At 65.3% G+C, this 24,270-nt stretch carries 22 protein-coding genes, 1 tRNA gene and 2 pseudogenes; 15 read left to right on the top strand and 10 right to left on the bottom strand.

Annotated features, from left to right (window positions below; genetic code table 11):
* Positions 1–159 precede the first annotated feature (159 nt).
* The 3 genes from ACVWW1_RS19095 to ACVWW1_RS19085 form a co-directional block, all read right to left on the bottom strand.
* Positions 160–234, bottom strand: a tRNA-Val gene (locus ACVWW1_RS19095).
* Between the two features lie 127 nt (positions 235–361).
* A complete protein-coding gene (locus ACVWW1_RS19090; RefSeq protein ID WP_456657038.1) occupies positions 362–1,657 on the bottom strand; it encodes a hypothetical protein in 1,296 nt (431 codons plus the stop codon).
* Positions 1,658–1,786: 129 nt separating this feature from the next.
* A complete protein-coding gene (locus ACVWW1_RS19085; protein WP_097677239.1) occupies positions 1,787–2,392 on the bottom strand; it encodes a DUF1134 domain-containing protein in 606 nt (201 codons plus the stop codon).
* Between the two features lie 153 nt (positions 2,393–2,545).
* Here ACVWW1_RS19085 and ACVWW1_RS19080 point away from each other — a divergent pair, with 153 nt between their 5' ends.
* Positions 2,546–3,010: a YHS domain-containing (seleno)protein gene (locus ACVWW1_RS19080; protein WP_456657037.1), complete on the top strand. Its 465-nt coding sequence runs from the start codon at positions 2,546–2,548 to the stop codon at positions 3,008–3,010.
* On the opposite strand, the gene cysQ is transcribed toward ACVWW1_RS19080, so the two are convergent.
* Positions 3,011–3,838, bottom strand: a complete 828-nt coding sequence (gene cysQ, locus ACVWW1_RS19075) for a 3'(2'),5'-bisphosphate nucleotidase CysQ (RefSeq protein ID WP_456657036.1) — start codon at positions 3,836–3,838, stop codon at positions 3,011–3,013.
* 241 nt (positions 3,839–4,079) lie between these two features.
* Between cysQ and chpT the strand changes: the two genes are divergently transcribed.
* The 6 genes from chpT (at position 4,080) to ACVWW1_RS19045 (ending at position 10,672) form a co-directional block, all read left to right on the top strand.
* Positions 4,080–4,727 (top strand): histidine phosphotransferase ChpT, encoded by a 648-nt coding sequence (gene chpT, locus ACVWW1_RS19070; protein WP_176529576.1) that lies wholly within the window; start codon positions 4,080–4,082, stop codon positions 4,725–4,727.
* 202 nt (positions 4,728–4,929) lie between these two features.
* Entirely contained in the window at positions 4,930–7,656 is a 2,727-nt protein-coding gene (locus tag ACVWW1_RS19065; protein ID WP_456657035.1) for a hybrid sensor histidine kinase/response regulator, read from the top strand.
* A gap of 14 nt (positions 7,657–7,670) precedes the next feature.
* Positions 7,671–8,141 carry a chemotaxis protein CheW gene (locus ACVWW1_RS19060; protein ID WP_456657034.1) on the top strand — a complete coding sequence of 157 codons (471 nt, stop codon included), beginning with the start codon at positions 7,671–7,673 and terminating at the stop codon, positions 8,139–8,141.
* Between the two features lie 63 nt (positions 8,142–8,204).
* Positions 8,205–8,570 carry a response regulator gene (locus ACVWW1_RS19055; RefSeq protein ID WP_018273268.1) on the top strand — a complete coding sequence of 122 codons (366 nt, stop codon included), beginning with the start codon at positions 8,205–8,207 and terminating at the stop codon, positions 8,568–8,570.
* Between the two features lie 75 nt (positions 8,571–8,645).
* The gene (locus tag ACVWW1_RS19050; RefSeq protein ID WP_456657033.1) at positions 8,646–9,806 is read left to right on the top strand and encodes a protein-glutamate methylesterase/protein-glutamine glutaminase; all 1,161 of its coding nucleotides are present in this window, start codon (positions 8,646–8,648) and stop codon (positions 9,804–9,806) included.
* Positions 9,803–10,672, top strand: a complete 870-nt coding sequence (locus ACVWW1_RS19045; protein WP_456657032.1) for a CheR family methyltransferase — start codon at positions 9,803–9,805, stop codon at positions 10,670–10,672. The genes ACVWW1_RS19050 and ACVWW1_RS19045 overlap by 4 nt, the downstream gene beginning before the upstream one ends.
* A gap of 166 nt (positions 10,673–10,838) precedes the next feature.
* On the opposite strand, the gene ACVWW1_RS19040 is transcribed toward ACVWW1_RS19045, so the two are convergent.
* From ACVWW1_RS19040 to ACVWW1_RS19030, 3 genes and pseudogenes are all read right to left on the bottom strand, one after another.
* A complete protein-coding gene (locus tag ACVWW1_RS19040) occupies positions 10,839–11,996 on the bottom strand; it encodes a glutathionylspermidine synthase family protein (protein WP_456657031.1) in 1,158 nt (385 codons plus the stop codon).
* A 366-nt stretch (positions 11,997–12,362) separates the two neighbouring features.
* Positions 12,363–12,770, bottom strand: coding sequence for a hypothetical protein (locus ACVWW1_RS19035; protein WP_456657030.1), 408 nt, complete (start codon positions 12,768–12,770; stop codon positions 12,363–12,365).
* A gap of 15 nt (positions 12,771–12,785) precedes the next feature.
* Positions 12,786–13,194 (bottom strand): annotated as a pseudogene (locus ACVWW1_RS19030) (DUF350 domain-containing protein).
* A gap of 217 nt (positions 13,195–13,411) precedes the next feature.
* Here ACVWW1_RS19030 and ACVWW1_RS19025 point away from each other — a divergent pair.
* Genes ACVWW1_RS19025 through ACVWW1_RS19010 form a run of 4 tightly spaced genes read left to right on the top strand, consistent with a single transcriptional unit; the run spans position 13,412 to position 16,453 of the window.
* Positions 13,412–13,669, top strand: coding sequence for a hypothetical protein (locus tag ACVWW1_RS19025; RefSeq protein WP_456657029.1), 258 nt, complete (start codon positions 13,412–13,414; stop codon positions 13,667–13,669).
* 19 nt (positions 13,670–13,688) lie between these two features.
* Entirely contained in the window at positions 13,689–14,876 is a 1,188-nt protein-coding gene (locus ACVWW1_RS19020) for a hypothetical protein (protein WP_456657028.1), read from the top strand.
* Positions 14,877–14,886: 10 nt separating this feature from the next.
* Positions 14,887–16,131, top strand: coding sequence for a S53 family peptidase (locus ACVWW1_RS19015; RefSeq protein WP_456657027.1), 1,245 nt, complete (start codon positions 14,887–14,889; stop codon positions 16,129–16,131).
* Complete coding sequence (locus ACVWW1_RS19010) at positions 16,079–16,453, top strand: hypothetical protein (protein WP_456657026.1); 375 nt, start codon at positions 16,079–16,081, stop codon at positions 16,451–16,453. The genes ACVWW1_RS19015 and ACVWW1_RS19010 overlap by 53 nt, the downstream gene beginning before the upstream one ends.
* A 77-nt stretch (positions 16,454–16,530) precedes the next feature.
* Here ACVWW1_RS19010 and ctrA read toward each other — a convergent pair whose 3' ends face one another.
* Positions 16,531–17,232, bottom strand: coding sequence for a response regulator transcription factor CtrA (gene ctrA, locus ACVWW1_RS19005; protein WP_016848562.1), 702 nt, complete (start codon positions 17,230–17,232; stop codon positions 16,531–16,533).
* Between the two features lie 368 nt (positions 17,233–17,600).
* Between ctrA and fliI the strand changes: the two genes are divergently transcribed.
* From fliI to ACVWW1_RS18985, 4 genes and pseudogenes are all read left to right on the top strand, one after another.
* Positions 17,601–18,926, top strand: a complete 1,326-nt coding sequence (gene fliI, locus ACVWW1_RS19000) for a flagellar protein export ATPase FliI (protein WP_456657025.1) — start codon at positions 17,601–17,603, stop codon at positions 18,924–18,926.
* A gap of 108 nt (positions 18,927–19,034) precedes the next feature.
* Positions 19,035–19,455, top strand: a pseudogene (fliJ, locus tag ACVWW1_RS18995) (flagellar export protein FliJ).
* Positions 19,456–19,661: 206 nt separating this feature from the next.
* A complete protein-coding gene (locus tag ACVWW1_RS18990) occupies positions 19,662–20,207 on the top strand; it encodes a sigma-70 family RNA polymerase sigma factor (RefSeq protein WP_173638249.1) in 546 nt (181 codons plus the stop codon).
* A 3-nt stretch (positions 20,208–20,210) separates the two neighbouring features.
* Positions 20,211–21,188 carry an anti-sigma factor gene (locus ACVWW1_RS18985; protein ID WP_456657024.1) on the top strand — a complete coding sequence of 326 codons (978 nt, stop codon included), beginning with the start codon at positions 20,211–20,213 and terminating at the stop codon, positions 21,186–21,188.
* A 266-nt stretch (positions 21,189–21,454) separates the two neighbouring features.
* On the opposite strand, the gene ACVWW1_RS18980 is transcribed toward ACVWW1_RS18985, so the two are convergent.
* Positions 21,455–21,655, bottom strand: a complete 201-nt coding sequence (locus ACVWW1_RS18980; RefSeq protein WP_456657023.1) for a hypothetical protein — start codon at positions 21,653–21,655, stop codon at positions 21,455–21,457.
* A gap of 384 nt (positions 21,656–22,039) precedes the next feature.
* Positions 22,040–24,172: a flagellar biosynthesis protein FlhA gene (gene flhA, locus ACVWW1_RS18975; RefSeq protein ID WP_456660611.1), complete on the bottom strand. Its 2,133-nt coding sequence runs from the start codon at positions 24,170–24,172 to the stop codon at positions 22,040–22,042.
* Between the last annotated feature and the right edge of the window lie 98 nt (positions 24,173–24,270).

Raw genomic sequence — 24,270 nt, 5'->3', positions numbered from 1 at the left:
CCCGAACGATTTCTCGCGACTACATCGAACGCCACCGGGCCATTGGACTCGAACGGCGGCAAAGGGACATTGATCAAGAGTGCCCCGATTGTGTCCCGGTTTTTCTGGGGCCTATAAGAGGGGAGGATCGACGCTAAGCTATTGATTTAGCTTGATGAATGGTGGACGCACAAGGGATCGAACCTTGGACCTCTCCCGTGTGAAGGGAACGCTCTCCCGCTGAGCTATGCGTCCGGGATGTGACGTGCCAATGGCCGCTGGTCGGCGGCCGGTCGAAAAGTGGCGCTTCGTCAGAGCGTGCGATTTACGAAGTGCCGGGTAGGGGTGTCAAGCCAAACCCTGCGAGAATCGAGCCCGCGAATCAGGCGCCTTGCTGGCGGGCGCGGGAGGCGTGTGACTGCAGCGCCCGGATGCGCTCGGCGAGCGTGCCGCCGCCTTCGGGCATCCCGCTGCCCGGCGGGACGCCATTTGCGGCACCGTTGGCGGGTTTGGCGGCCTCCTTGGCCGGCACGGTCGGCTCCGCCGCCAGCATCGCCTCGATCGCCGAATTGGGGCCCTCGAGCTGGATCGCGAGCTTGGCCACCTCGGCGGCGATGTCGTTGATGCGCTCGCGCAGCAGCGCGTTCTCCATCCGCTCGGTCGCCCAGGAACTCTCGGCCTGCTGCTGGATCGCGTTGATGTCGCGCTGCAGCTTGCCGCGCTCGTCGCGGGCGATGCGCAGCTGCTCCTCGACCGCCGCCTTCTCTTGCCGCAGCTTCTCGAGCACGGACGATTTGCCGCCGCTTGTCGCGGCGATCTCCTCGCGCAGCTCCTGCACCGTCCGCTCGGCGGCGGCGTTGGCCTGCTTGAGCTGGCCGTTCTCGAATTCGCGTTCGGCGAGCAGCTTGCCCTGGGTCGCAAGCCGGGTCTCGAGGTCGGTGACGCGGTTGCCGAGCATCTCGGCTTCCTTGACCTGGACGATCAGCTGGCGGTCGAGATCGGTGACCCGCTGGCTCAGATTCTCGACCCGCCCGCGCGCGTCGGTGAGCTCGCGCGTTGCGGTTTCCGACTGGTTGCGCTCCTGGGTGAGGCGGGCTTCGGTTGCGGCAAACTCCCTGGCGGCATCGCCGACACGGCTCTTCAGCTCCTCGACCTGGGTCCGCACCGCGACCAGTTCGATCTGGCGGCTGTCCGCCGTCATCGACCGATCGCTGAGCTCGGCGTTGATCTTGCCAAGCTCGCTTTGCTTGTCGGTCAGCGCCTGCTCGGCGTTGCGCAACAGCTCCGTCTTGGCGGAAAACTCTTCCTCGGTGGCGCGAAGCTGCTCCTTCATCGCCTTCTCGCGCGCCTCCAGCGCGAAGATCGCGGCGTTCTTCTCGCCGAGCTCGATCTTCATGCGGTTGATCGCATCGGTCTTCTTGCCGAGCTCGGCGAGCTGGCTCGTGGTCTTGCTCTTGAGCTGATCGACGCTCATCTCGAGCCGGCGAGCCGACATCGCGAACTCGGCGCGGAGCTGGTCCTTGTCGGCCTGGATCTCGGCCATCGACAGCGGGGTGGCCGCCTCCATGCGGCGCGTGGTCAGCCGCACCGCCCGGTTATGCACCAGCGGAACGATCATCAGGCCGCACAGCATCGAGATCAGGAAACCGATCGCCGCGTACATGATCGGCTCGATCATGAAGGGTCACTCCAAAGAAAGAAGGAATTTGTTAATCACAATGCCACGGCGGGCCGGCCAAAGGCCAGCCCGTTTGCCGCGTTAACCTGAATCGCTAACCGTGTCGGATCACCCGTCCGGGCCCAAGACCTAGAACGGGTTCCAGGTCGCGCGCGGGGTGAATTTGAGATAGCCGACGCTGGCACCGAGCCGCAAGCCGATGCCGGAGCGAATCGGCACCAGCACGATGTTGTTGGCGGTCAGCGCCGTCATGCCGAAGCCGCCGACGATATAGGCCGAGCCGTCGATGCCGACGAAGCGTTGATAGATCGCCTGCGTCGAGGGCAGGTTGTAGACCAGCGTCATGGTGCGGGCGCCGTCGCCGCCCCAGTCGAAGCCGACCGAAGGACCCTGCCAATAGACCCGGAGGTCGCCGGCGTTCTTGGTGTAGAGCGTGCCTTCGCCATAGCGCAGCCCGGCCACGAAGGCACCGGAGCCTTCCTCGCCGAGCACGTAACCGTTGGGCAGGCCCCATTGGCTGACCGCGCGCTCGATCACCGAGGCGAGCCCGCGCGAGACGTTGCCGAAGAACTTGTGTCCGGCGCCCACCAGCTCGTCGGGCCCGTAAGTATACGGTGTCGGCTCACGCTGCGGCGGTGGATATTGCGGTGGTGGGGGCTGCTGCGCGGACGCCCCTGCGCTCCAGCACATCAGCGCGGCAAACGCGACCGCGGCAAGGCGTGATGCGAAAGTCATTAAGAACCCCTGCTATCGAAATCCGGGCGTTGCCCCTTAACCTGATGCCAACAGGCACGGCTCTAGGTTGCGCCCAGTGTCCCCTCGACTCGGATGTTATCGGTATCAACTATGACGGCACAACGGCAGGAAAGATATGGATCGTGCCGGGGCATGGCGTTTTTCGGCCTGTTGGCGGGCATTTTGGCGGCCATCGGGCCCTCTTTGCCTGTTCAGGCCACGACGACCGAGCGCGTGGTGACGAACCGCTACTCTGGCCTCGCGATCGAGGGATTCGATCCCGTCGCCTATTTCACCGATGCCGCCGCCACCCAGGGGCGGCCGGAATACGAGGCCGCTGAAAGCGGCGTGGTATGGCGTTTCCGCAACGAAGGCAACCGCGCCTCGTTCGTGGCGCATCCTGAAATCTATGGCCCGCAGTTCGGCGGCTACGATCCGACCGATCTGGTGCGGGGCGTGACCTGCGCGGGCAATCCGCGCTTCTGGGCCGTTGTCGGGAACAGGCTTTATCTGTTCAACCGGGAACACAGCCGCGACACCTTCGCCGCCGATCCCGCGCGCTTCCTGAAGGAAGCCGCGGCGCGCTGGCCGGAGCTGGAAGAAAATCTCGCGCAGTAATCACAATGCTGCGGCCGGGTCGCCCCAGGCAATGAATTCGGGCACCAGAAAGTCCTCGCGGCCGAGCCCGAAATGCAATTGGCGCCCCTTCGAATCGGTGACCTTGCCGCCGGCCGCAACGACGACCGCGTGACCAGCCGCCACATCCCATTCTGATGTCGGCGACAGACGCGGATAGATATCGACCTCGCCCTCGGCGACACGGCCGAACTTGACCGCCGATCCCAGCACGGCGCGGACCGCGCCGCCGCGTTCGTCGATGAAGGCCTCGGTGCGCGCATCGCCGTGTGAGCGGCTGACTGCAACGGTCCAGGGCGCGCCGCGCGGCGGGCACGGACGGCTCTTGATCGGCACTGCCCGCGAAACCGCGCCGCCCTGCAATGTCAATCGCTCCGCACCTTTGCCGACGATGCCGCGCCAGATCAGCCCGAGCGCGGGCGCACCGATGATGCCGAGCAGCGGCACGCCGTGCGTGACCAGCGCCACATTGACGGTGAATTCATTGCGGCCGGCGACGAATTCCTTGGTGCCGTCGAGCGGATCGATCAGGAAGAAGCTGTCCTTGTAGGGCGGCGTCGCCAGTTGGACGCGCTCCTCCGACAGCAGCAACACATGCGGCGTCAGCCGCGTCAGCCCTTCGACGATGATGTGGTCGGCGGCGAGATCGGCCTCGGTGACCGGCGAACCGTCACTCTTGCCCGTGACGTTCATCGCGGATCGGTTGACCGCAAGAATCGCCTCGCCGGCCTGGATCACCAGTTCGGTCAGCGATTCGAGCAGCGTGGCGGCGGCTTCGCAGCCGATCAGGGACGGCTGTGCCTTATTCATGGGCGGGTCTCATATCCTGTTTGTGTTCCCTGAGATCATGATGCGATGACAAGGCATCGCATCATGATCTCATCCCCTTGTTTGAGCATGATCTTTTCGGAACACCGGTTTCCACTTTTCCGGATCATGCCTTATCAGTCCCGCCGCAAGCTGGCAGCATCCGTCTGCACGGTGTATCAAGCCGGCAGGCATGCGTGATTCGCACTCCTCCCGCGGCGTGCGGCTTTCCAGGAAACAATTGATGTCTGGCACTTCGTCTCCCGGTCCCGCTCCCGATGCACTCGAACTCGCTGCGCTGCTGTGCTCGCGGGTCTGTCACGATCTCATCAGTCCGGTCGGCGCGATCGTCAATGGGCTTGAGGTTCTTGACGACAATCCCAAGCCCGAAGACCGCGACTTCGCGCTCGATCTGATCCGCAAGAGCGCCAAGACCGCTTCGGCGCGGCTGCAGTTCTGCCGGCTGGCGTTCGGTGCCGCGGGTTCCTCCGGCGCGCAGATCGACCTCGGCGATGCCCAGAACATGGCGAAGGGGCATATCGAGGACGGCAAGGTGACGCTGACCTGGAATTTGCCGCGGCTGCTGCTGCCCAAGAACCGGGTCAAGCTGCTGTTGAACATGCTGGTCATCGCGCAGCAGACCATCCCGCGCGGCGGCACGCTCACCATCGATCCGGTCGGCGAGGGTGAGACGATGAGCTTCCGCATCCTGGCCGCGGGCCTCAATGCGCGGGTGCCGCAGAACATCGTCGACCTGCTCAATGCAAGCTCGTCGAACACGGTCGATGCGCATGCTGTGCAGCCGCATTACACGCGCCTCTTGGCCGAAGCCTGCGGGTTGAAAGTGACGCTCACGCTCGACGGCGACAAGGTCATTATCGCAGCGTCCTGAACGCGGCCGCGGGAACATCATTAAGCAAAGGTTACGACCGGCCGCGCGATTCGATCGTGCGGCCTTATCTCTTTGTTGATCCCGTTCTTTTCCAATTACTCAACCAAACTTAAACGCTTTGCGGACAAGCTGACCTAAGTTCCGGCCGGCGCGTCGATGTCGCGCGCCGCAGCGTTTTCGGCGTTTTTCGAAGGTTGGTTTCATGGACGATCTGTTGCGCGAGTTCCTGACGGAGAGCAGCGAGAGCCTGGACACGGTCGACAACCAGCTGGTGCAGTTCGAGCAGGATCCGAACAACGCGAAGATCCTGGATAATATTTTCCGGCTTGTGCACACGACGACGATCAAGGGGACCTGTGGCTTCCTCGGGCTGCCGCGGCTGGAAGCGCTGGCGCATGCCGGCGAGACCCTGATGGGCAAATTCCGCGACGGCATGCCGGTGAAGGCGGAAGCCGTGACGCTGATCCTGTCCTCGATCGACCGCATCAAGGAGATCCTCGGCGGGCTCGAGGCGACCGAAGCCGAGCCTGAGGGCAACGACCGCGACCTGATCGATCAGCTCGAGGCGATGGTCGAGCACGGCATGGCCGCTATGGTGGCCGGTGAGGCTGCTCCTGAAGACATGCCTGTCGTTGAATCTCCATCCGTGCAGGCAGCAATGACTGAAGGCACGCTGGTGGTGCAGACGCTGGAGCGTCCGCTGCGCCCGGGTGAGGTCTCGCTCGACGAACTCGAGCGCGCCTTCCGCGAGACCGAGATCGAAGTCGCCGCACCCGCGCCGGTCGCGAAGCCCGCAGCCGCCGCGCCCGCAGCCGAGCCGGCGGAAGCTGCAAAGAAGCCGGCCCGCAAGGCCGCCACCGAGGATGTTCAGGAAGGCGACAAGATCGCCAACCAGTCGATCCGGGTCAATGTCGATACCCTCGAACACCTCATGACCATGGTCTCCGAGCTGGTGCTGACCCGCAACCAGTTGCTGGAGATCAGTCGCCGCAACGAGGACACCGAGTTCAAGGTGCCGCTGCAGCGGCTCTCCAACGTCACCGCCGAGCTGCAGGAAGGCGTCATGAAGACGCGCATGCAGCCGATCGGCAATGCCTGGCAGAAGCTGCCGCGCATCGTCCGCGATCTCTCCGGCGAACTCGGCAAGCAGATCGAGCTGGAGATGCACGGCGCCGACACCGAGCTCGACCGCCAGGTGCTCGACCTGATCAAGGATCCGTTGACGCACATGGTGCGCAACTCCGCCGATCATGGCCTCGAGACCACCGCCGAGCGGGTCGCTAGCGGCAAGCCCGAGCAGGGCACCATCCGCCTCAGCGCCTATCACGAGGGCGGCCACATCATCATCTGCATCGCCGACAATGGCCGCGGGCTCAACACCGAGCGGATCAAGGCCAAGGCGCTCCAGAACGGTCTCGTCACCGAGGCCGAACTGGAGAAGATGACCGAAGCCCAGATCCACAAGTTCATCTTCGCGCCGGGCTTCTCGACCGCCGCGCAGGTGACCTCGGTGTCCGGCCGCGGCGTCGGCATGGACGTGGTGCGCACCAATATCGACCAGATCGGCGGCACCATCGACATCAAGAGCGTGGCCGGCGAGGGCGCCTCGGTCACCATCAAGATCCCGCTGACCCTGGCGATCGTCTCCGCCTTGATCGTGGAAGCCGGCGGCGACCGTTTTGCCATCCCGCAGCTCTCGGTGGTCGAGCTGGTGCGGGCGCGCGCCAATTCCGAGCACCGCATCGAGCGGATCAAGGATACGGCAGTGCTGCGGCTGCGCAACAAGCTGCTGCCGCTGATCCACCTCAAGAAGCTCCTCAAGATCGACGACGGCGCGACCACCACCGATGCCGAGAACGGCTTCATCGTGGTGACGCAAGTGGGCAGCCAGACCTTCGGCATCGTGGTCGACGGCGTGTTCCACACCGAGGAGATCGTGGTCAAGCCGATGTCGACCAAGCTGCGGCACATCGACATGTTCTCCGGCAACACCATTTTGGGCGATGGCGCCGTCATCATGATCATCGACCCCAATGGGATTGCCAAGGCGCTCGGCGCCTCCAGCGCGGCGGCCCATGACATGGCAGATGACAATGCCGCCGCGCATGCCACGAGCGGCGAGCAGCTCACCTCGCTGCTGGTGTTCCGCGCCGGTTCGAGCCAGCCCAAGGCGGTGCCGCTCGGCCTCGTCACCCGGCTGGAGGAAATCGCAACCGACAAGATCGAGCTCTCGAACGGCCGCTACATGGTGCAGTACCGCGAGCAGCTGATGCCGCTGGTGCAGATGGCCGGGGTCGAGGTGCAGACCCAAGGCGCGCAGCCGATCCTGGTGTTCGCCGACGACGGCCGCTCGATGGGGCTCGTGGTCGACGAGATCATCGACATCGTCGAGGAGCGGCTCAACATCGAGGTCGCGGGCTCCCAGGACGGCATTCTGGGCTCGGCCGTGATCAAGGGCCAGGCCACCGAGGTGATCGACGTCGGCCACTTCCTCCCGATGGCGTTCGCCGACTGGTTCTCGCGCAAGGAGATGCGCCCGTCGGCGTCGGCGCAGTCGGTGCTGCTGGTCGACGACTCCGCGTTCTTCCGCAACATGCTGGCGCCGGTCTTGAAGGCTGCCGGCTACAAGGTGCGGACCGCACCGAACGCGCAGGAAGGGCTCGCCGCGCTGCGCTCGGGACAGGCCTTCGACGTCGTGCTGACCGACATCGAGATGCCCGAGATGAACGGCTTTGAGTTCGCCGAGAACATCCGAAGCGACCACAACCTCGTTGGGCTGCCGATCATCGCGCTGTCGGCGATGGTGTCGCCGGCGGCGATCGAGCGCGGCCGCCAGGCCGGCTTCCACGACTATGTCGCCAAGTTCGATCGTCCCGGGCTGATCGCGGCGCTGAAAGAGCAGACCGCCGAACTGCGCCGCGCCGCTTAAAGGAAACGAGAGTAATGACCAGCAAGACCGAGATGAGCGAAGGCGCAATGGCCGAATACGTCACGGCCGTGATCGGCGGGCAGCTGTTCGGCCTGCCGATCTCGCGGGTGCAGGACGTGTTCATGCCGGAGCGGCTGACGCGGGTGCCGCTGGCCTCCAGCGAGATCGCCGGCGTGCTCAACCTGCGTGGCCGCATCGTCACCGTGGTCGACATGCGGGCCCGGCTCGGCCTGCCGAAGGCCGACGACGGCAAGCCGCCGATGGCGGTCGGCGTCGACCAGCGCGGCGAATCCTACGGCCTCTTGATCGACCAGATCGGCGAGGTGCTGCGGCTGCCCGACGACAGCCGCCAGGACAATCCGGTCAACCTCGATCCCCGCATGGCGAGGCTCGCCGGCGGTGTTCACCGCCTCGATGGCCAGCTCATGGTCGTCCTCGATGTCGATCGCGTGCTCGAACTGGTGCCTGATGCCAAAGCGGCCTGAGACGGGCCGACTGAATCGAAGAACTGAAACATCCCAGCGGGGATGAGGAAGTAGAGGTCGCAGATGAGAACGTGTCTTGTTGTCGATGACTCAAGCGTCATTCGCAAGGTTGCCCGCCGTATCCTGGAAGGTCTCGATTTCCAGATCGTCGAGGCCGAGGACGGCGCCAAGGCGCTCGAGGCCTGCAAGCGCGCGATGCCCGAGGCCGTGCTGCTCGACTGGAACATGCCTGTCATGGACGGCTACGAGTTCCTCGGCAATCTCCGCCGCATGCCCGGCGGCGATCAGCCCAAGGTCGTGTTCTGCACCACCGAGAATGACGTCGCGCATATCGCACGCGCGCTGCATGCCGGTGCCAACGAATACATCATGAAGCCGTTCGACCGGGACATCGTCACCGCGAAGTTCCAGGAAGTCGGTTTGATTTAACTCTACGTTCGATCCGGCGGCAGAAGCCTTCGGCTCAACGGTTGTTGTGCGTCGTGTTGCGTCGCTGGTGAAGTCATGAGTGTTGCGTTGACAAGTACTGCGGTCCCGACATCGACCCGTTCCGACAAGGTGCGGGTGATGGTCGTCGACGATTCCGTGGTCATCCGAGGGATGATCTCGCGCTGGATCGGCGCCGAACCCGACATGGAGGTCGTGGCCTCGCTGCGCACCGGCCTCGACGCCGTCAACCAGCTCGAGCGCATCAACCCCGACGTCGCGGTGCTCGATATCGAGATGCCCGACCTCGACGGCATCTCGGCGCTGCCGCAGCTGCTGGCGAAGAAGCGCGATCTCGTCATTATCATGGCCTCTACGCTGACCCGCCGCAACGCGGAGATCAGCCTGAAGGCGCTCTCGCTCGGCGCGTCCGACTACATTCCGAAGCCGGAGAGCACGCGTGAGGCGACCGCCGCGGAAACCTTCCGCCACGACCTGATCCAGAAGATCCGTCATCTCGGCGCCAAGGCGCGGCGCAGCACGGTGCATACGGCGGTGAGCCCGCCGCTGGCGCCCGGACACGACAAGCCGCGCCCGGGGCTGCCTCCCGCCGCAGCGCCCGCCCAGGTCGCGCGCCGTTCGTTCGGCCTGCTGCAGCCCAAGGTGCTGCTGATCGGCTCCTCCACCGGCGGCCCGCAGGCGCTGATGGCGCTGGTCGCAGAGATCGGCCCTGTGATCGATCGCGTCCCGGTGCTGATCACCCAGCACATGCCGCCGACCTTCACCACCATTCTCGCCGAGCATCTGGCGCGCACCAGCAAGCGGCCGGCGCATGAGGGGATCGACGGCGAGAGCATCAAACCGGGTCAGATCTATCTGGCGCCGGGCGGACGCCACATGCGGATCGCTCGTCACGGCATCGATGCCACGATCGCGCTCGACGACGGGCCGCCGGTCAATTTCTGCAAACCCGCGGTGGATCCGATGTTCACCTCCGCGATCGATGTCTGGCAGGGCAGCATCATGTCGGTGATCCTGACCGGCATGGGCTCCGACGGCATGCGCGGCGGCAAGGACATCGTCGCCGCCGGCGGCAGCGTGATCGCCCAGGACGAAGCGAGCAGCGTGGTGTGGGGCATGCCCGGTGCGGCGGTCCATGCCGGCATCTGCGCCGCCGTGCTGCCGCTCAATCAGATCGCATCGAAGCTTGTGCGCGTGTTTGCCGGAGACCGTTCGTGACGCCGCTGGACTATGAGTATCTGCGTAAGCTGCTGAAAGAACGCTCCGGCCTCGATCTGTCGGCCGACAAGCAATATCTCGTCGAGAGCCGCCTGCTGCCATTGGCGCGCCGGTCGAACCTCGCCGGCATTCCCGAGCTCGTCCAGAAGATGAAGGGCGGCGCCGAGATGCTGACGTCGGAGGTGGTCGAGGCGATGACCACCAACGAGACGTTCTTCTTTCGCGACAAGATCCCGTTCGACCATCTGAAGGAGGCGGTGCTGCCGGCGCTGGCACAGGCGCGCGCCGCGCGCCGCAGCCTGCGCATCTGGTGCGCGGCCTCGTCGACCGGGCAGGAGCCCTATTCGATCGCGATGCTGCTGAAGGAAATGACCGCGCTGTTCGCCGGTTGGCGCATCGAAATCATCGCCACCGACCTGTCGCAGGCGGTGCTGGAAAAGTCGAAGGCCGGCCTGTTCAGCCAGTTCGAGGTGCAGCGCGGCCTGCCGATCCAGCTGCTGGTCAAGCACTTCGTGCAGAAGGGCGAGCTCTGGCAGCTCAACGCCGATATCCGCGGCATGGTGCAGCACCGCCAGCTCAATCTGCTGCAGGACATTTCGCATCTCGGCACCTTCGACGTGATCTTCTGCCGCAACGTGCTGATCTATTTCGATCAGCAGACCAAGGCAGGCATCTTCGGCAAGATCTCCCGGATGCTTGAGCCCGACGGCGTGCTGGCGCTTGGCGCGGCGGAATCCGCGGTCGGCATCACCAATCTGTTCAGGCCCTATCCCGACCGCCGCGGGCTCTATCAGCCCAGCACCGCGCCGGTCGCGCGCGCCGGCGCCGCGCATGTGCTGAAGGCGGTCGCGTCCGCGGCGCGCTAGCTGAAGTTCTCCGATTGGCTGCGCGATACTGCTTGGTCCGTCATCCTGAGGAGGCCGCAACGCGGCCGTCTCGAAGGATCGACGGCCACCAGCCGGGCCGTTCATCCTTCGAGACGCGCTACGCGCTCCTCAGGATGACGGATGAAACCGCAACCGCGTCGACGCGCTACAAAATCGCGTGCGGCAGGAAGCGCGATGTGTTGCCGGTGATCGGGTTCTCGTCCTCGCGGATCGACAGCCCGCAGGGCGTGTGATCGACCAGCCAGCTGCCGAGCACGGGATACTGCCCGGAGAAATTCGGCAGCGGCGCGAGGGCCTGCCGGATGAAGCCCTCGGCGCCGTAGGGGCCTTGCTCCGCGACCAGCGTGATGCCGGCGCTGACCAGTTCGACATTGGCGCCTTCGCGCGAATAGATCGGCTTGCGCACGAACGAGGTGCCGAGCTGCGCGGCCTGCGGGTCGTCCTCGAAATAGGCTGGCAGCAGGTTGGGGTGGTTCGGGAACATCTCCCACAGCAGCGGCAGGATACCCTTGTTGGACAGGATCGCCTTCCAGGGCGGCTCGATCCATTGCGTGGGCGCCGTCGCGAGGTTCTTGCCGAACGCGTCGTGGAACATCCACTCCCATGGATAGAGCTTGAACGCGAGCGCGATCGGGCTTTCGTCGAGGTCGACGAACTGGCCGTCATTGCGCAGTCCGATCTGTTCGATGTCGAGCAGCGTGGTCTTCAGCCCGGCCTGCGCCGCGGTGTCCTCGAGATAGGCGAGCGTGCCGGCGTCCTCGGCGTTGCCGGTCAGCCCGGTGAGATGCAGCGGATGGGTCGCGCCGATCGTCTTCCAGGCCTCGATCAGCGCCTCGTGGATCGAGTTGAACTGGTCGGCGCGCTTCGGGATGATGTTGCGTTCGATCGCCTGTTCGAGCCAGGTCCATTGAAACACCGCCGCCTCGAAGATCGAGGTCGGCGTGTCGGCATTGTATTCCAGCAGCTTGGCCGGGCCGCTGCCGCTGAATTTGAGGTCGAGCCGGCCGTAGAGGCTCGGCTCCTTGCGGCGCCAGCTCGCCGCGATCAGGTCCCAGAATGCTTCCGGTATCTTCAGCCGGCGCAGATATTGTTCATCCCTGACCGCGCGTCCGGCGAGCTCGAGGCACATCGCGTCGATTTCGCCGGTCGGCGCCTCGATATCGCGCTCGATCTCGTCGAGCGTGAAGGCGTAATAGGCGCGCTCGTCCCAGTATCGTTCGCCGTCGATGGTGTGGAAGGTGAAGCCGGCGCTTTCGGCGGTTGCCTGCCAATCGTCGCGCTCGGAACATGCGATGCGTTGCATGAAGGAGTCCGTGATCTTCAGACGATGGGTGTCGGCTCGGCGTCAGCCGCCGCCATGCGAGGGACCGTTGTGCGTAGTGGGCGATGCTGCGCGGCGCGCCGCCGAAGCCGCCGGAAGGTGACACTTGCTCGGGCTTTCGCTTCGTGTGCTCCGGATGACGGTGGTGACTGCGGGCATGGCCCGGTGCCAGGCCCATCGAGGCCGTGCCGATCGCGACGCTTCCCATCAATTTCAGCCAGACCCGTCGCGAGCGTTTCATGGACGCGATCCTTGCCTTCCGTCTTGTCGTTTGCGAGCCGCGCCGAGTCTCCATCAGCTCCGATCGCCGGGCAAGTGAAAGCGCATGACGACACGGTAAAGTGCTTGTCAGCCGCCGCCGAAGCCGAACGCATGCGCGAACGAGCCGAAGCCACCGCGGCTCACTGACGCGCTTGACGACGAACCCGACGAGGATGAAGAGCCGCCCGACGATGAGCTGCCGCTGTAGAAGCTGCTGTGCGACGAGCCGCCGCCGCTGCCACCCGACCCGGACGACGAACTGCGCGGCGCGCAATCGGCGCCGGGTTGCAGGGGGGCCGGCGCGGTCACGCCCGGTGGCGTCGGCTGGATCGGCTGGCAATTCTGCCGCGGCATCAGCGCGTAGGCGCTGCCGCCGACCGCGAGCGTGCCCATCATGAGCAGCGCGACATGGCTGGAGCGCTTGGAAGGCGGATCCGGCCGCGGCGGCACCGCCGGTCGCCGTTTGCCGAATTCCGGGTTCGGTTTGCGCGCCATGGTTAGCTCTATGGCTCAGTAGATCATGCAGGCGGCGTTCAGCGCGCCTGCGGCCAGCGAGGACAGCCCAAGCCAGATCGCCGCCGCCATCTCGCCGGAGGCGATCCGCGCCGACAGGTTCGGCACCGGGATCTTCACGATGTAATAGACGATGATCTGCACGATCAGCGCGATGATGCTCCAGATCAGGCAGTCCACCACATTGGCGGAATGGGCAATGGCGCTGACCACCGGCAGCACGAAGCCGAGCAGGCTGAGGCCCAGCGCAATCGCCGCCGCCGGATCGTTGTCGCGGATCTCCCAGCTTGAATTCATCATGCGGGGTGACGCGGGTGTAGACGAAGAGGTAGGCGACCACGGCGATCAGCGCCGTGCAGAAATAGACCAGGAACGCCGGCAGGCCGGCGAGGGATTGCAGGATCATGTGATGCGCCCGAACAGCCCTAGATGGTCATCCTATAGCTGATTGGTCGCGGTTCGCGAAGCTTCGGTTCGACCCAACCTGTGGGCTGCGGTGGCCGCGGACGGCCGCCGGAAAATTGCTGCGCGGGGATGTGAGCCGCTTCACAGCGGCCCTCGCGATAGTCGCCTATACGATATGCAACCAGAAGTGCATGTCGCGAATGGGTTCGGTGCTCCCGATGACGACCAGTTTTGGCAACGACATCCTGCCGATGTTTCGACCGGGCGACATCGCCTGCATGACCCCCAAGGGCGTTCGGCTCGGCGACGCCGGCTGGATCTGCGACCCGGCCGGCAATGATGACTTTGCCGATCACGCCAACGCACGCCGCGTCTTCGCTGCGCTGTCGTCCGGCTTCATGCCGCCCGGTCACCGGTGGTCGCAGGACGCGCTCGATGTCTATGCGAGCTGGATGGGGGACGGATTCCAACCTTGAACCCGATGTGGAGAGCAAGATGAGAAGGTCGATCGATACGCTGCTCGTCTGTGGTCTGCTCGTGCTTCCCGCGCTTCCGGCCGCGGCGCAATCGCCGCCGAATCCCGCGATGACCGCGCCGGATCAGGTCGCCTGGCAGCTCTTCGTCCAGGCCAATACCCGCGCCGGCGGCAGCAATTCGACGTTCGAGACCTGGGCGAGCGATACCGATCTGTTCCAGCCCAATCCGCAGTTTCCGGCCGCCGCGACGCCGCCGGCGCTGCGCCCGCCGATCCTCCCCCAGGTGGCGCGAGAAGGTGTGCAGGAGAGCGGTGGTTTGCTGCCGGCGCTGCCGCCCGGCGCAGCGCAGGGGCAGATGGAGGAAACGCGTCACAACAAGCCGACGTTCGACTTCATCGTGCAGAACAACCTCCACAAGCGCTCGGGCGTGAAGGCCGCATTCGGCAAGGCGCTGTCGTTCCCGGTCGATTCCATCGAGGTGAAGGGGAATTGGCTGCCGGTCAGCGACATTCCGCAATTCACCAACAACAAGGTGACAGTGGCGCAGGTGCCGCAGCTCTATCACGTCAACAGCGCGGCCGGCGTGCAGTACGCCCTGGTCTCGATGCATGTGATCAGCAAGCAGGTGCCGAACTGGACCTGGGCGACATTCGAGCACCGGTTCAACCCGAGTCGCTGCGACATCATCGGCTGTCGTGACAATTTCGGCGCGCAGACCGCATTCGTGCCGTCGAACCGGACTGCCGGCCAGGGCTATCCGGATTGCGTGAAGACGGCTGCATTGACGGCGATGCTGTCGAGCGCGGACATCGATCCGGTCTACAGCAACTATTGCCTGAAGGGATCCCAGGCCGATTTCGTCGACAGTGTCGGGCTCGACATCAGGGTCGGCAATTCCGTCACCGAGGACGGCTTCGTCGCAACATCGTCCTGCATTACCTGCCACGGCCGCGCAGCCTTCAAGGCGGACGGCACGCCGTCGTCGCAGGCGGGATTCCTGTCGTTCGGTCCGAATGGCCCGATCGCTCCGCTCGGGCCGCTGCTGCCCGAATGGTACTGGAAGTTCTCGGGCCAGCCGCCGATCTTCGAAGGCAAGCCCGGTCTCACGCGCATCGCGACCGCGGCCGACTTCGTGTGGTCGATCCCGTTCTGCGCCTACGACGATACGCAGAATCCGGTGCAGCCGACGCCATGCGGCGGAAAGTGAGATCGCATCGATGGCGGGCACCTCCGAGCGCATGGTTCCGCTTGCCGGCAGCAACCGCGCCGCGCCTGTCGGAGCGACGCTGGTCGGCGATGTCGATTCCGACGAGCGGATCCCCATCGTGGTCTATGTGAAGCGGCGCACGCCCGACAAGTTTCCGACGGGCAGCGCCGGGGATCTCGCCCGGCTCGCCCGGCCGATCACGCGGCACCAGCTCGCGACGCAGCGCCATCGCAGCCATGCCCGCGCCGTCGCCCGCGTGGTGCGGCTGGCGGCAGAGCGCGGCTTGACCGTCGGCCGCACAGATTCTGTCGCGCGCACGGTCGAGCTGGAAGGCACCGCGCGACAGATGGCCGAGATCTTCGGCGCGACGCTTCGCACCTACCGCGACAGCGAGCGCACGTTTCGCGCGCGCGTCGGCGGCCTGACGGTGCCGGCCGAGATCGCGCCGTGGACCCGGGCCATTCTCGGCTTCGATCAGCGGCCGCTGCGGACCAGGACGCCGCTGGTGCAGGCCCAGGCCGACACGGGCAGCGGCAGCGGATTGTGGCCAACCGACATCGCGGCTCTCTACGGCATTCCGCTGGATCGCGACGTGTCGTCGATCTGCGTCGGCATCATAGCTCTCGGCGGCGGCTATCTCGCGAGCGATCTCGCCATGGCGGTGGCCGGCATGAACCGGCCGCCGCCGGTTGTCGTCAATGTGCCGCCGACCGGCAATGGCGGTTTCGGCAGCAACGATGTCGCCGATCAGGAGATCGCGCTCGATCTCCAGGTGCTCGCCGGCCTGCTGCCAAAGAGCAAGATCGTGGTCTACTTTGCCGAGAACTCCGCCGCGGGTCTCACCGACGCGATCCATCAGGCGGTGTTCGATGAACAGCATGCGCCGCAGGTGGTCTCCGTCAGCTGGGGCAGTGCCGAGAAATACTGGACCGGGCCGGGGCGCGACGCGATGCAGGCGGTGCTGGCCGATGCCGCGCGGCTGCGCGTCAGCGTGCTGTTCGCCTCTGGTGGCCTGACCGACGGCAAGCTCCATGTCTGGTTTCCCGCCTCGAGCCCCTATGCGACGAGCTGCGGCGGCACCCAGCCCGTGCCTGCCGCGGGCAATGGGCCGGCCGCAGCGGAGGCGGTCTGGAACGCCGGTGCGGTCGGCACCGGCGGCGGCATCAGCGACGCGTTTCCGGTCCCCGATTATCAATTCGCATTTGACGCTACCGAAATCGCAGAACGACGGCGCCATCCGGCGCGGCGTCCCTGATGTCGCCTGCGCGGCCGCGGCAAGCCCTGGCTACCGCATCATCGTCAACGGACAGGCGATGGCGATGAGCGGGACCAGTGCTGCGACACCGCTATGGGCCGCCCTGGTCGCGATTGCGATCGCCGCGCGCGGCGAGCAGATCGGCCTTCTCAACGCTGCGCTCTATTCCAACCCCGGCGCATTCCGTGTGGTCGAGCAGGGCAACAACCGCGTCGGCGGCAAGGGCTACGATGCCGGCCCTGGCTGGAGCGCCTGCACCGGGCTCGGTGTTCCGAAGGGCGCGGATCTGCTCGCCGCTTTGACCGCGATCCCGGTGGCGTAAGCCCTAAAAACAAAAACCCCGCCATTTGCGGCGGGGCTCAAGTCGAAAGCGAAGTCGGAACGCTGCGGGCCAGAAGGTCAGGCGGGAATGCGCTCGTCGGCCTCGTGCGGCTCGCGCAGCACGTAGCCGCGGCCCCACACGGTCTCGATGAAATTGCGGCCCTCGGAGGCGTTGGCGAGCTTCTTGCGGAGCTTGCAGATGAAGACGTCGATGATCTTCAGCTCCGGCTCATCCATGCCGCCGTAGAGATGGTTGAGGAACATTTCCTTGGTGAGCGTGGTGCCCTTGCGGAGCGAGAGCAGCTCCAGCATCTGGTATTCCTTGCCGGTGAGGTGCACGCGCTGGCCGCCGACCTCGACCGTCTTGGTGTCCAGATTGACCACGAGATCGCCGGTCTGGATGACCGACTGGGCGTGACCCTTGGAGCGGCGCACGATCGCGTGGATGCGGGCGACCAGCTCGTCCTTGTGGAAGGGTTTGGTCATGTAGTCGTCGGCGCCGACGCCGAGACCCTTGACCTTGTCCTCGATGCCGGCGAGGCCGGAGAGGATCAGAATGGGAGTCTTGATCTTCGAAACCCGGAGCTGCTTGAGCACGTCGTAGCCGGACATGTCGGGCAGGTTGAGGTCGAGCAGGATGATGTCGTAGTCGTAAAGCTTGCCGAGATCGACGCCTTCTTCACCGAGATCCGTCGTGTAGACGTTGAAACTCTCGGATTTGAGCATCAATTCGATCGACTGCGCGACGGCGCTATCATCTTCAATCAGCAAAACGCGCATGCCAGTCCCCTATAGTCGCCGCTCCGGGCGTCAGGTCGGCCGCACTTGCGGCACTCACAAAACGCCTTTGAACAACTGATTCGGATCCTGACGAGATATGGTTAACAAAAACTGATTCCTCGACGCAAGCTCTAACCGTGCAATTTTTGTCGAATCGCCCTAAGATATTGCGTAGAAGAAGCTTTTCCTAACCGCGCTCGTTCAGTTTCCACATTAAGAGCCGGGCCTAACCGACTCTCGCGACTCGCCCTTCTTCTGATGGGCGAGCGACCTCAGTCACCAAAGACAGTGACGCAATGATTAATGATGCGGGTAAACACGAAGTTAAGCGGCCGGCGCACAAATTGCGGAAACTTAAGGTTTTCGCAATGAAGGCGCTCGCGGAGCAGATCGGGGACATCGACGGCGTCAATATTTATGGCCGTGTGGTCGGCGTCCGCGGGCTCATGGTCGAGATCGCCGGCCCCATTCACGCGATGTCGGTCGGCGCCCGCATCGTGATCGACGTCGGCGCCGGCCGCTTCATCCCGGCCGAGGTGATCGGCTTCTCCGGCGAGAACGCGGTGGTGATGCCGTTCGGCGGGCTCGAAGGCGTCAGGCGCGGCTGCCGCGCCGTGATCGCCAATGCGGCGAGCCAGGTGCGGCCGTCGCCGGCCTGGCTCGGCCGCGTCGTCAACGCGATGGGCGAACCGATCGACGGCAAGGGGCCGCTGGTCCAGGGCGCCTCGCCGATGTCCTACCGCAACTCGCCGCCGCCGGCGCATTCGCGCAGGCGGGTCGGTCCGCCGCTCGATCTCGGCGTGCGCGGCCTCAATACTTTCCTGACCTGCTGCCGCGGCCAGCGGCTCGGCATCTTCGCCGGCTCCGGCGTCGGCAAGTCGGTGCTGCTGTCGATGCTGGCGCGCAATGTCGATGCCGCGATCTCGGTGATCGGGCTGATCGGCGAACGCGGCCGCGAGGTGCAGGAATTCCTCCAGGAGGATCTCGGCGAGGAGGGGCTGGCGCGCTCGGTCGTGGTGGTTGCCACCTCAGACGAACCGGCGCTGATGCGGCGCCAGGCGGCGTATCTGACGCTCGCGATCGCCGAGTATTTCCGCGACGAGGACCAGGACGTGCTGTGCCTGATGGACTCGGTGACGCGCTTTGCGATGGCGCAGCGCGAGATCGGCCTCTCGGCCGGCGAGCCGCCGACCGCCAAGGGTTACACGCCGACCGTGTTCACCGAATTGCCGAAGCTGTTGGAGCGGGCAGGGCCGGGCACCGGCGTCGGCACCATCACCGCGATCTTCACCGTGCTGGTCGACGGCGACGATCACAATGAGCCGATCGCGGACGCGGTCCGCGGCATCCTTGACGGCCATATTGTGATGCAGCGGGCGATCGCCGAGCGCGGCCGCTATCCCGCGGTCAACATCCTCAAGTCGGTCTCGCGCACCATGCCGCGGTCCGCCGACCCCGACTTCCTGCCCTTCATCAACAAGGCGCGGCAGGTGATGGCGACCTATGCCGACATGGAGGAATTGATCCGGCTCGGCGCCTACCGGCCGGGTTCCAGCCCCGAGGTCGACGAGGCGATCCGGCTGCACGAGCCGCTGGAGAGCTTCCTGCGCCAGGCCAAGGACGAGGCGACCAGCCTCGGCGACGGCTACCGGCAACTCGCTCAAATCCTGTCGGGTTTGGAAACGGAACGCTAACTTTGTCAGGCCATCATCCTCGGCACACCATAGCTATGCCGGCGGGGCCCAGGGGGGAGCCGGTTCTGTCCCGCGTTCAGATTTGGGACTTCTGGGGAGTATGAGTCGATGAAGTCACGTGAAACGCTGATCCGCCTGAAGAAGTTTCCAGGTCGATGAAAAGCGCCGTCGGGTTACCCAGATCGAAGGCATGATCGCCGACTTCCAGCGCATGTCCGTCGAGCTCGAGCGCGAGATCCAGACCGAGCAGGAGCGCGCCGGGATCAACGACCCCACGCACTTCGCCTATCCCACCTACGCCAAGGCCGCGATCCAGCGCCGGGAGAACCTGACCCGCTCGGCAGACGAACTGCGCGCCCAGCTCGACGACGCCAAGGCGCTGCTGTCGGAGGCGTTCGAGGAGCTGAAGAAGGTCGAGCTGCTCGATGAGCGCGACCAGGCGCGCGAACGCGCGGAGGAGAGCGCCCGCGAGCAAGCCGACATGGATTCGATCGGCCTGATGCGGGCCCGGCTCGGCGTCATCGCCTGATATCTCGCTCCCTCCGCTGACAATCTTGAGAGCCCGGGCCGATCGCCCGGGCTTTTTGTTGGGCGCTGTCCACAAGCCGGCCTCTCGTCGGCCACTTGGCGGATCGTGCTGTCCCAAAACATATGCTACCACCGGTCCAGACCAGATGATGATCGGCGGCGCGGTGGCAATGGGGCGATGGGGGATGCAGGCTTGGAGGGCGCTGAATGCTGACGCCGGCTGAGCTCGTCTGGCTGATCGCCGCCGTCGCGAAGGGGGATCAGGACGCCTTTGAGCGGCTGTACGCCGCGACCCGTTCGAAACTCTTTGGCGTCGTGCTCCGTATCTTGCGGCGTCAGGACCTCGCCGAGGAGGTCATTCAGGAGGCTTACGTCAAGATCTGGAACAGCGCGGGGCAGTTCAACCCGGCCCTGTCGTCCCCGATCACGTGGATGGCGTCGATCGCGCGCAACCGCGCCATCGATGTCGTGCGCAAGCGAGGCGAGTCCTCGCTGGAAGATGAGCCTGCGGCGATGGAAGTCGCCGCCGACTCGCCCGATCCGCTGGCGCGACGGGAAATGACGGAAGAGTTGAAACGGTTGCTGGAGTGCGTCGGTCGTCTGGAGCCCGATCGTCAGAAGCTCGTGCTGCTCGCCTACTACAACGGCTGGAGCCGCGAGCAGCTCGCCGCAAAGTTCGAGACACCGGTGAACACGGTGAAGACCTGGCTGCGCCGCAGCCTGATGGATATCCGGGAGTGTCTTGGACTCTGATTGATGGCCTATAGCGAAGACCATATCGCGCTCGCCGCGGAATATGCGCTCGGTACGCTCGATGCCGACGAGCGCACGCAGGTCGAGACCATGATGGCCGTCGACACCGAGTTCGCCGCGCTCGTGCAGGCCTGGGAGTTCAGGCTCGGGCCGCTGAACCAGATGGTCGGCCTGGTCGAGCCGCGCCCGGTGGTCTGGGAAAACATCAAGGCGGCGATCGGCCATGCCGGCGCGCCACAGGCGCCGCTGGTGCTGCCCGAGACGCCGGCCGCGACGGTGACACCGCCGCCGATAACCGACGATCCCGAATTCGGCTCGGCGTTCGATCCGGAGCCCCCGCAGCCATCCGAGATCCGTCGGCCGGCCGAGATCCGGCAGCTACCGGTCCAGCCACCGATCGGCGCGGGCGACAGCAACGTCGTCGCGCTTGCGAGCCGCGTGAAACGCTGGCGCGGCATCGCCTCAGTCGCGACCGCGATCGCGGCCGCGCTGCTGGTCACGCTCGGCCTGCAGGTCTACCGGCCCGACGCCTTGCCGAATGCGATCCGGCCGAAGCCGCGCATCCAGACCGTGGAAGTGAAGACGCCGACGCCGGCGCTCGCGCCGTCGGCGCAATATGTCGCGCTGTTGCAGGGACAGAATGGCGGGCCGGCCTTCATCATGACCATCGACGGCGCGACCAAGAATTTCACCGTGCGCAAGGTCGGCGCCCCGTCCGAGCCCGGCAAGAGCTTTGAGCTCTGGCTGATCTCCGACAAGCTGCCGCAGCCGCGCTCGCTCGGCGTGATCGGCGCTGATGATTTCACCGCGCGCCCGGTGCTGTCGGGCTACGATCCCGACGTGATCAACGGCGCCACCTACGCGGTGACCCCCGTCGAGCAGGCCGGCGGTTCGCCGAATGGCCAGCCGACTTCGGCGCCGATCTTCACCGGCAAGCTGATCGAGACCGTGCCGCCTGCGTCGAACACGCCGCCACGGTAGGCCAGCGCGCCTCATCGTTGGAGACTTGTCGGAAGCGGTGAGCACGTCATTGCGAGGAGCGGAGCGACGAAGCAATGACGTGGACAGGGCTGTGCGCGCTGTCAGTCGGCACCGGCGTTAAACCCACCACCCGCACAAAAAAGAAAACGCCCGTGGGGAGCGGGCGTTTTCGATAGTCAACTTGGGGTAGTTGGGGGTCTTAAATATCCACGCAGCGACTTTGGGGGGCTGTAAAGAACACTACGTGAATTCGTGAAACTCTCCTGTTAGCGGACCAGCGAGTTGTTCGTGCTCGTGATCGCGACCGGCTTGCCGGCCTTCATGACACGTGCCGTCTGGGTGTAACCCTCGTCCGACGAATTGTGCGCGGTGATCCCGAAACCAGCGACCAGGATACCGGCGACCAAGGCCACGACCACAATCTTCAGGTGCGTCGTACGATCAGCGCTGTAGATCGAGTGGTTCATGGAAGTCTCCTGCCGCCTTCCTGCTCTCAGTAAATCTGTCGGTTTGGTCTGTTGCCCGGTTCAACGTCTCTTGCCTCCCCAACGTAGGATTTGCCGATTCCGTTCCCTAGGGGTCATCACAAGGGCGTGATTAGACGTGATCGGGCGCGATCAAAAACCGTCTCCGGCTCCCCAAATCAACATTAATTTGATGTAATATCAATAGCTTGCTCGGAAGCCGGATCATGTTACGCTAGATGGGGCCGTTCCGGACCGTTCCGCATAAATCAGTTGCCTGTGGCGAGAAAGCACAAGCGAAAACGCAAATGATTTGCGACGGCTAGAGCGTTTTCGAGCGAAGTGGACGCCGGTTCGCGTGAAGAAAACGCGTCCAAACAAGAAGCTCTACACGCTGCCAACGGTCTTCAGCCGGGCCCGGGGATGGATCTCGGCCTGCGACAAAACGGTGGTCTGCGAGCGGAACCGCTCCACCAGCGAGCGAACGAACGGCCGGATCGCGGCCGAGGTCACCAGCACCGGCGCCTCGCCCTCGCGCGCCGCCTGCTCGAACGCGTTGCGCACTGCGGTCATGAATTCCGACAGCTTGGAGGGCTGCATCGCCAGGCTGCGGTCGTCGCCCTGGCCGACGATCGATTCGGCAAATGCCTGCTCCCAGCGCGCCGACAGCGCGATCAGCGGCAGATAGCCGTTCGGCGAGGTGTTCTGGGCACAGATCTGCCGCGCCAGCCGGGCGCGGACATGCTCGACCGTGGTGGCCGGATTGCGCGAGAACGCCAGCGCGTCGGCGATGCCCTCGAGGATGGTGGAAAGGTCGCGGATGGAAATCCGCTCGGCGAGCAGCAATTGCAGCACGCGCTGGATGCCCGACATCGTGACCTGGCTCGGCACGATGTCCTTGATCAGCTCGCCCTGCTCCTTCGGCAGGTCCTTCAGCAGCTTCTGCACCTCGCCGTAGGACAGCAAGTCCGCCATATTGGTCTTGAGCAGCTCGGTCAGGTGTGTCGACAGCACGGTCGCGGCGTCGACCACGGTGTAGCCCTTCAGCGCAGCCTCTTCCTTCAGGCCGGCATCGACCCAGGTCGCCGGCAGGCCGAAGGTCGGTTCGATGGTGTGGATGCCCGGCAGCTGCACCTGGTTGCCGGCGGGGTCCATGACCATGAACTGGCTCGGCCAGATCTTGCCGGTGCCGGCGTCGACTTCCTTGATCTTGATGACGTAGCTGTTGGCCTCGAGCTGCACATTGTCGAGGATGCGCACCGCCGGCATCACGAAGCCCATCTCGATCGCGAGCGAGCGGCGCAGCGCCTTGATCTGCTCGGTGAGGCGGTCGGTGCCGTCGGGGCCGTTGACCAGCGGCAGCAGCGCGTAGCCGAGCTCGATCTTGAGGTCGTCGATCTTCAGCGCGGCAGCGATCGGCTCTTCCGCGGCGGCAGCGGCGGCGGCCGCGGCTGCAGCGGGGGCGGCTGCGGCGGCGGCCTCGGCGGCGTTGGCGACCCGCTTCTTCTTGCGCGCGTTCCAGGCCAGCGCCGCGGCGCCGGAGCCGAGCGCCAGGAACGGCAGCGTCGGAATGCCCGGCAGCAGCGCCAGCACCAGCATGACGCCGGCCGACATGCCGAGCGCCTGCGGATAGCCGGAGAGCTGACGCATCAGCGCCTTGTCGGCGGCGCCGGTGATGCCGGCCTTGGAGACGAGCAGGCCGGCTGCGGTCGAGACGATCAGCGCCGGCACCTGGGTGACGAGGCCGTCGCCGACCGTCAGCACGGTGTAGGTGCGGGCGGCTTCGCCGAAGGAGAGGCCCTGCTGGGCGACGCCGATGATGATGCCGCCGACGATGTTGATGCCGACGATCAAAAGCCCGGCGATGGCGTCGCCGCGGACGAATTTCGAGGCACCGTCCATCGCGCCGAAGAAGCCGCTTTCGTCTTCCAGCGCCTTGCGACGCTCCTTGGCGGCCTTCTCGTCGATCAGGCCGGCGGACAGGTCGGCGTCGATCGCCATCTGCTTGCCGGGCATCGAGTCCAATTGGAAGCGCGCCGCGACTTCGGCGATACGGCCCGAACCCTTGGTGATGACCACGAAGTTCACGATCACCAGGATCGCGAACACGATGATGCCGATCACGAAGTTGCCGCCCATCACGAAGTTGCCGAAGGCCTCGATGACGTGCCCGGCAGCCGCCGTGCCCTCGTGGCCGTGGCTCAGGATCAGCCGGGTCGAGGCCATGTTCAGCGACAGCCGCATCATGGTCGAGATCAGCAGGATGGTCGGAAACGACGAGAATTCCAGCGGCGCCTGGATGAACAGCGAGGTCATCAGGATCAGGATCGAGATCGTGATCGAGACCGCCAAAAACAGGTCGAGCACGATCGACGGCAGCGGCAGGATCAGCACCACGAGGATGGTGAGGACGCCGAGCGCCAGCGCGAGATCGCCGCGCTTGAGGATGTCGCCGATCTCGCCGAGGCTCGGCAATCCGCCCTTGCCTGCCGTGCCCTGACCCGCCGTGACGTCGACCATGGTAGCCGCTCTCCCCCGCGACTGGCGGCCGCGGCCGCCAAGCGTCTGCGCGACGGCCGCAGGGCCGCCGTTCCGAAAGTGAGGCACCGCGCTGGCGT

The sequence above is a fragment of the Bradyrhizobium sp. JR3.5 genome (assembly GCF_054057015.1).
The sequence above is the reverse complement of the archived record's forward strand: the minus strand, read 5'-3'. Positions and strand labels throughout refer to the sequence as shown.

Excerpts from the sequence above, each read along its gene's own strand:
- ACVWW1_RS19090 (WP_456657038.1), bottom strand. The coding sequence starts at position 1,657 with ATGATCGAGCCGATCATGTACGCGGCGATCGGTTTCCTGATCTCGATG.
- ACVWW1_RS19085 (WP_097677239.1), bottom strand. The coding sequence starts at position 2,392 with ATGACTTTCGCATCACGCCTTGCCGCGGTCGCGTTTGCCGCGCTGATG.
- ACVWW1_RS19080 (WP_456657037.1), top strand. The coding sequence starts at position 2,546 with ATGGCGTTTTTCGGCCTGTTGGCGGGCATTTTGGCGGCCATCGGGCCC.
- cysQ (WP_456657036.1), bottom strand. The coding sequence starts at position 3,838 with ATGAATAAGGCACAGCCGTCCCTGATCGGCTGCGAAGCCGCCGCCACG.
- chpT (WP_176529576.1), top strand. The coding sequence starts at position 4,080 with ATGTCTGGCACTTCGTCTCCCGGTCCCGCTCCCGATGCACTCGAACTC.
- ACVWW1_RS19065 (WP_456657035.1), top strand. The coding sequence starts at position 4,930 with ATGGACGATCTGTTGCGCGAGTTCCTGACGGAGAGCAGCGAGAGCCTG.
- ACVWW1_RS19060 (WP_456657034.1), top strand. The coding sequence starts at position 7,671 with ATGACCAGCAAGACCGAGATGAGCGAAGGCGCAATGGCCGAATACGTC.
- ACVWW1_RS19055 (WP_018273268.1), top strand. The coding sequence starts at position 8,205 with ATGAGAACGTGTCTTGTTGTCGATGACTCAAGCGTCATTCGCAAGGTT.
- ACVWW1_RS19050 (WP_456657033.1), top strand. The coding sequence starts at position 8,646 with ATGAGTGTTGCGTTGACAAGTACTGCGGTCCCGACATCGACCCGTTCC.
- ACVWW1_RS19040 (WP_456657031.1), bottom strand. The coding sequence starts at position 11,996 with ATGCAACGCATCGCATGTTCCGAGCGCGACGATTGGCAGGCAACCGCC.
- ACVWW1_RS19035 (WP_456657030.1), bottom strand. The coding sequence starts at position 12,770 with ATGGCGCGCAAACCGAACCCGGAATTCGGCAAACGGCGACCGGCGGTG.
- ACVWW1_RS19025 (WP_456657029.1), top strand. The coding sequence starts at position 13,412 with ATGACGACCAGTTTTGGCAACGACATCCTGCCGATGTTTCGACCGGGC.
- ACVWW1_RS19020 (WP_456657028.1), top strand. The coding sequence starts at position 13,689 with ATGAGAAGGTCGATCGATACGCTGCTCGTCTGTGGTCTGCTCGTGCTT.
- ACVWW1_RS19015 (WP_456657027.1), top strand. The coding sequence starts at position 14,887 with ATGGCGGGCACCTCCGAGCGCATGGTTCCGCTTGCCGGCAGCAACCGC.
- ctrA (WP_016848562.1), bottom strand. The coding sequence starts at position 17,232 with ATGCGCGTTTTGCTGATTGAAGATGATAGCGCCGTCGCGCAGTCGATC.
- fliI (WP_456657025.1), top strand. The coding sequence starts at position 17,601 with ATGAAGGCGCTCGCGGAGCAGATCGGGGACATCGACGGCGTCAATATT.
- ACVWW1_RS18990 (WP_173638249.1), top strand. The coding sequence starts at position 19,662 with ATGCTGACGCCGGCTGAGCTCGTCTGGCTGATCGCCGCCGTCGCGAAG.
- ACVWW1_RS18985 (WP_456657024.1), top strand. The coding sequence starts at position 20,211 with ATGGCCTATAGCGAAGACCATATCGCGCTCGCCGCGGAATATGCGCTC.
- ACVWW1_RS18980 (WP_456657023.1), bottom strand. The coding sequence starts at position 21,655 with ATGAACCACTCGATCTACAGCGCTGATCGTACGACGCACCTGAAGATT.
- flhA (WP_456660611.1), bottom strand. The coding sequence starts at position 24,172 with ATGGTCGACGTCACGGCGGGTCAGGGCACGGCAGGCAAGGGCGGATTG.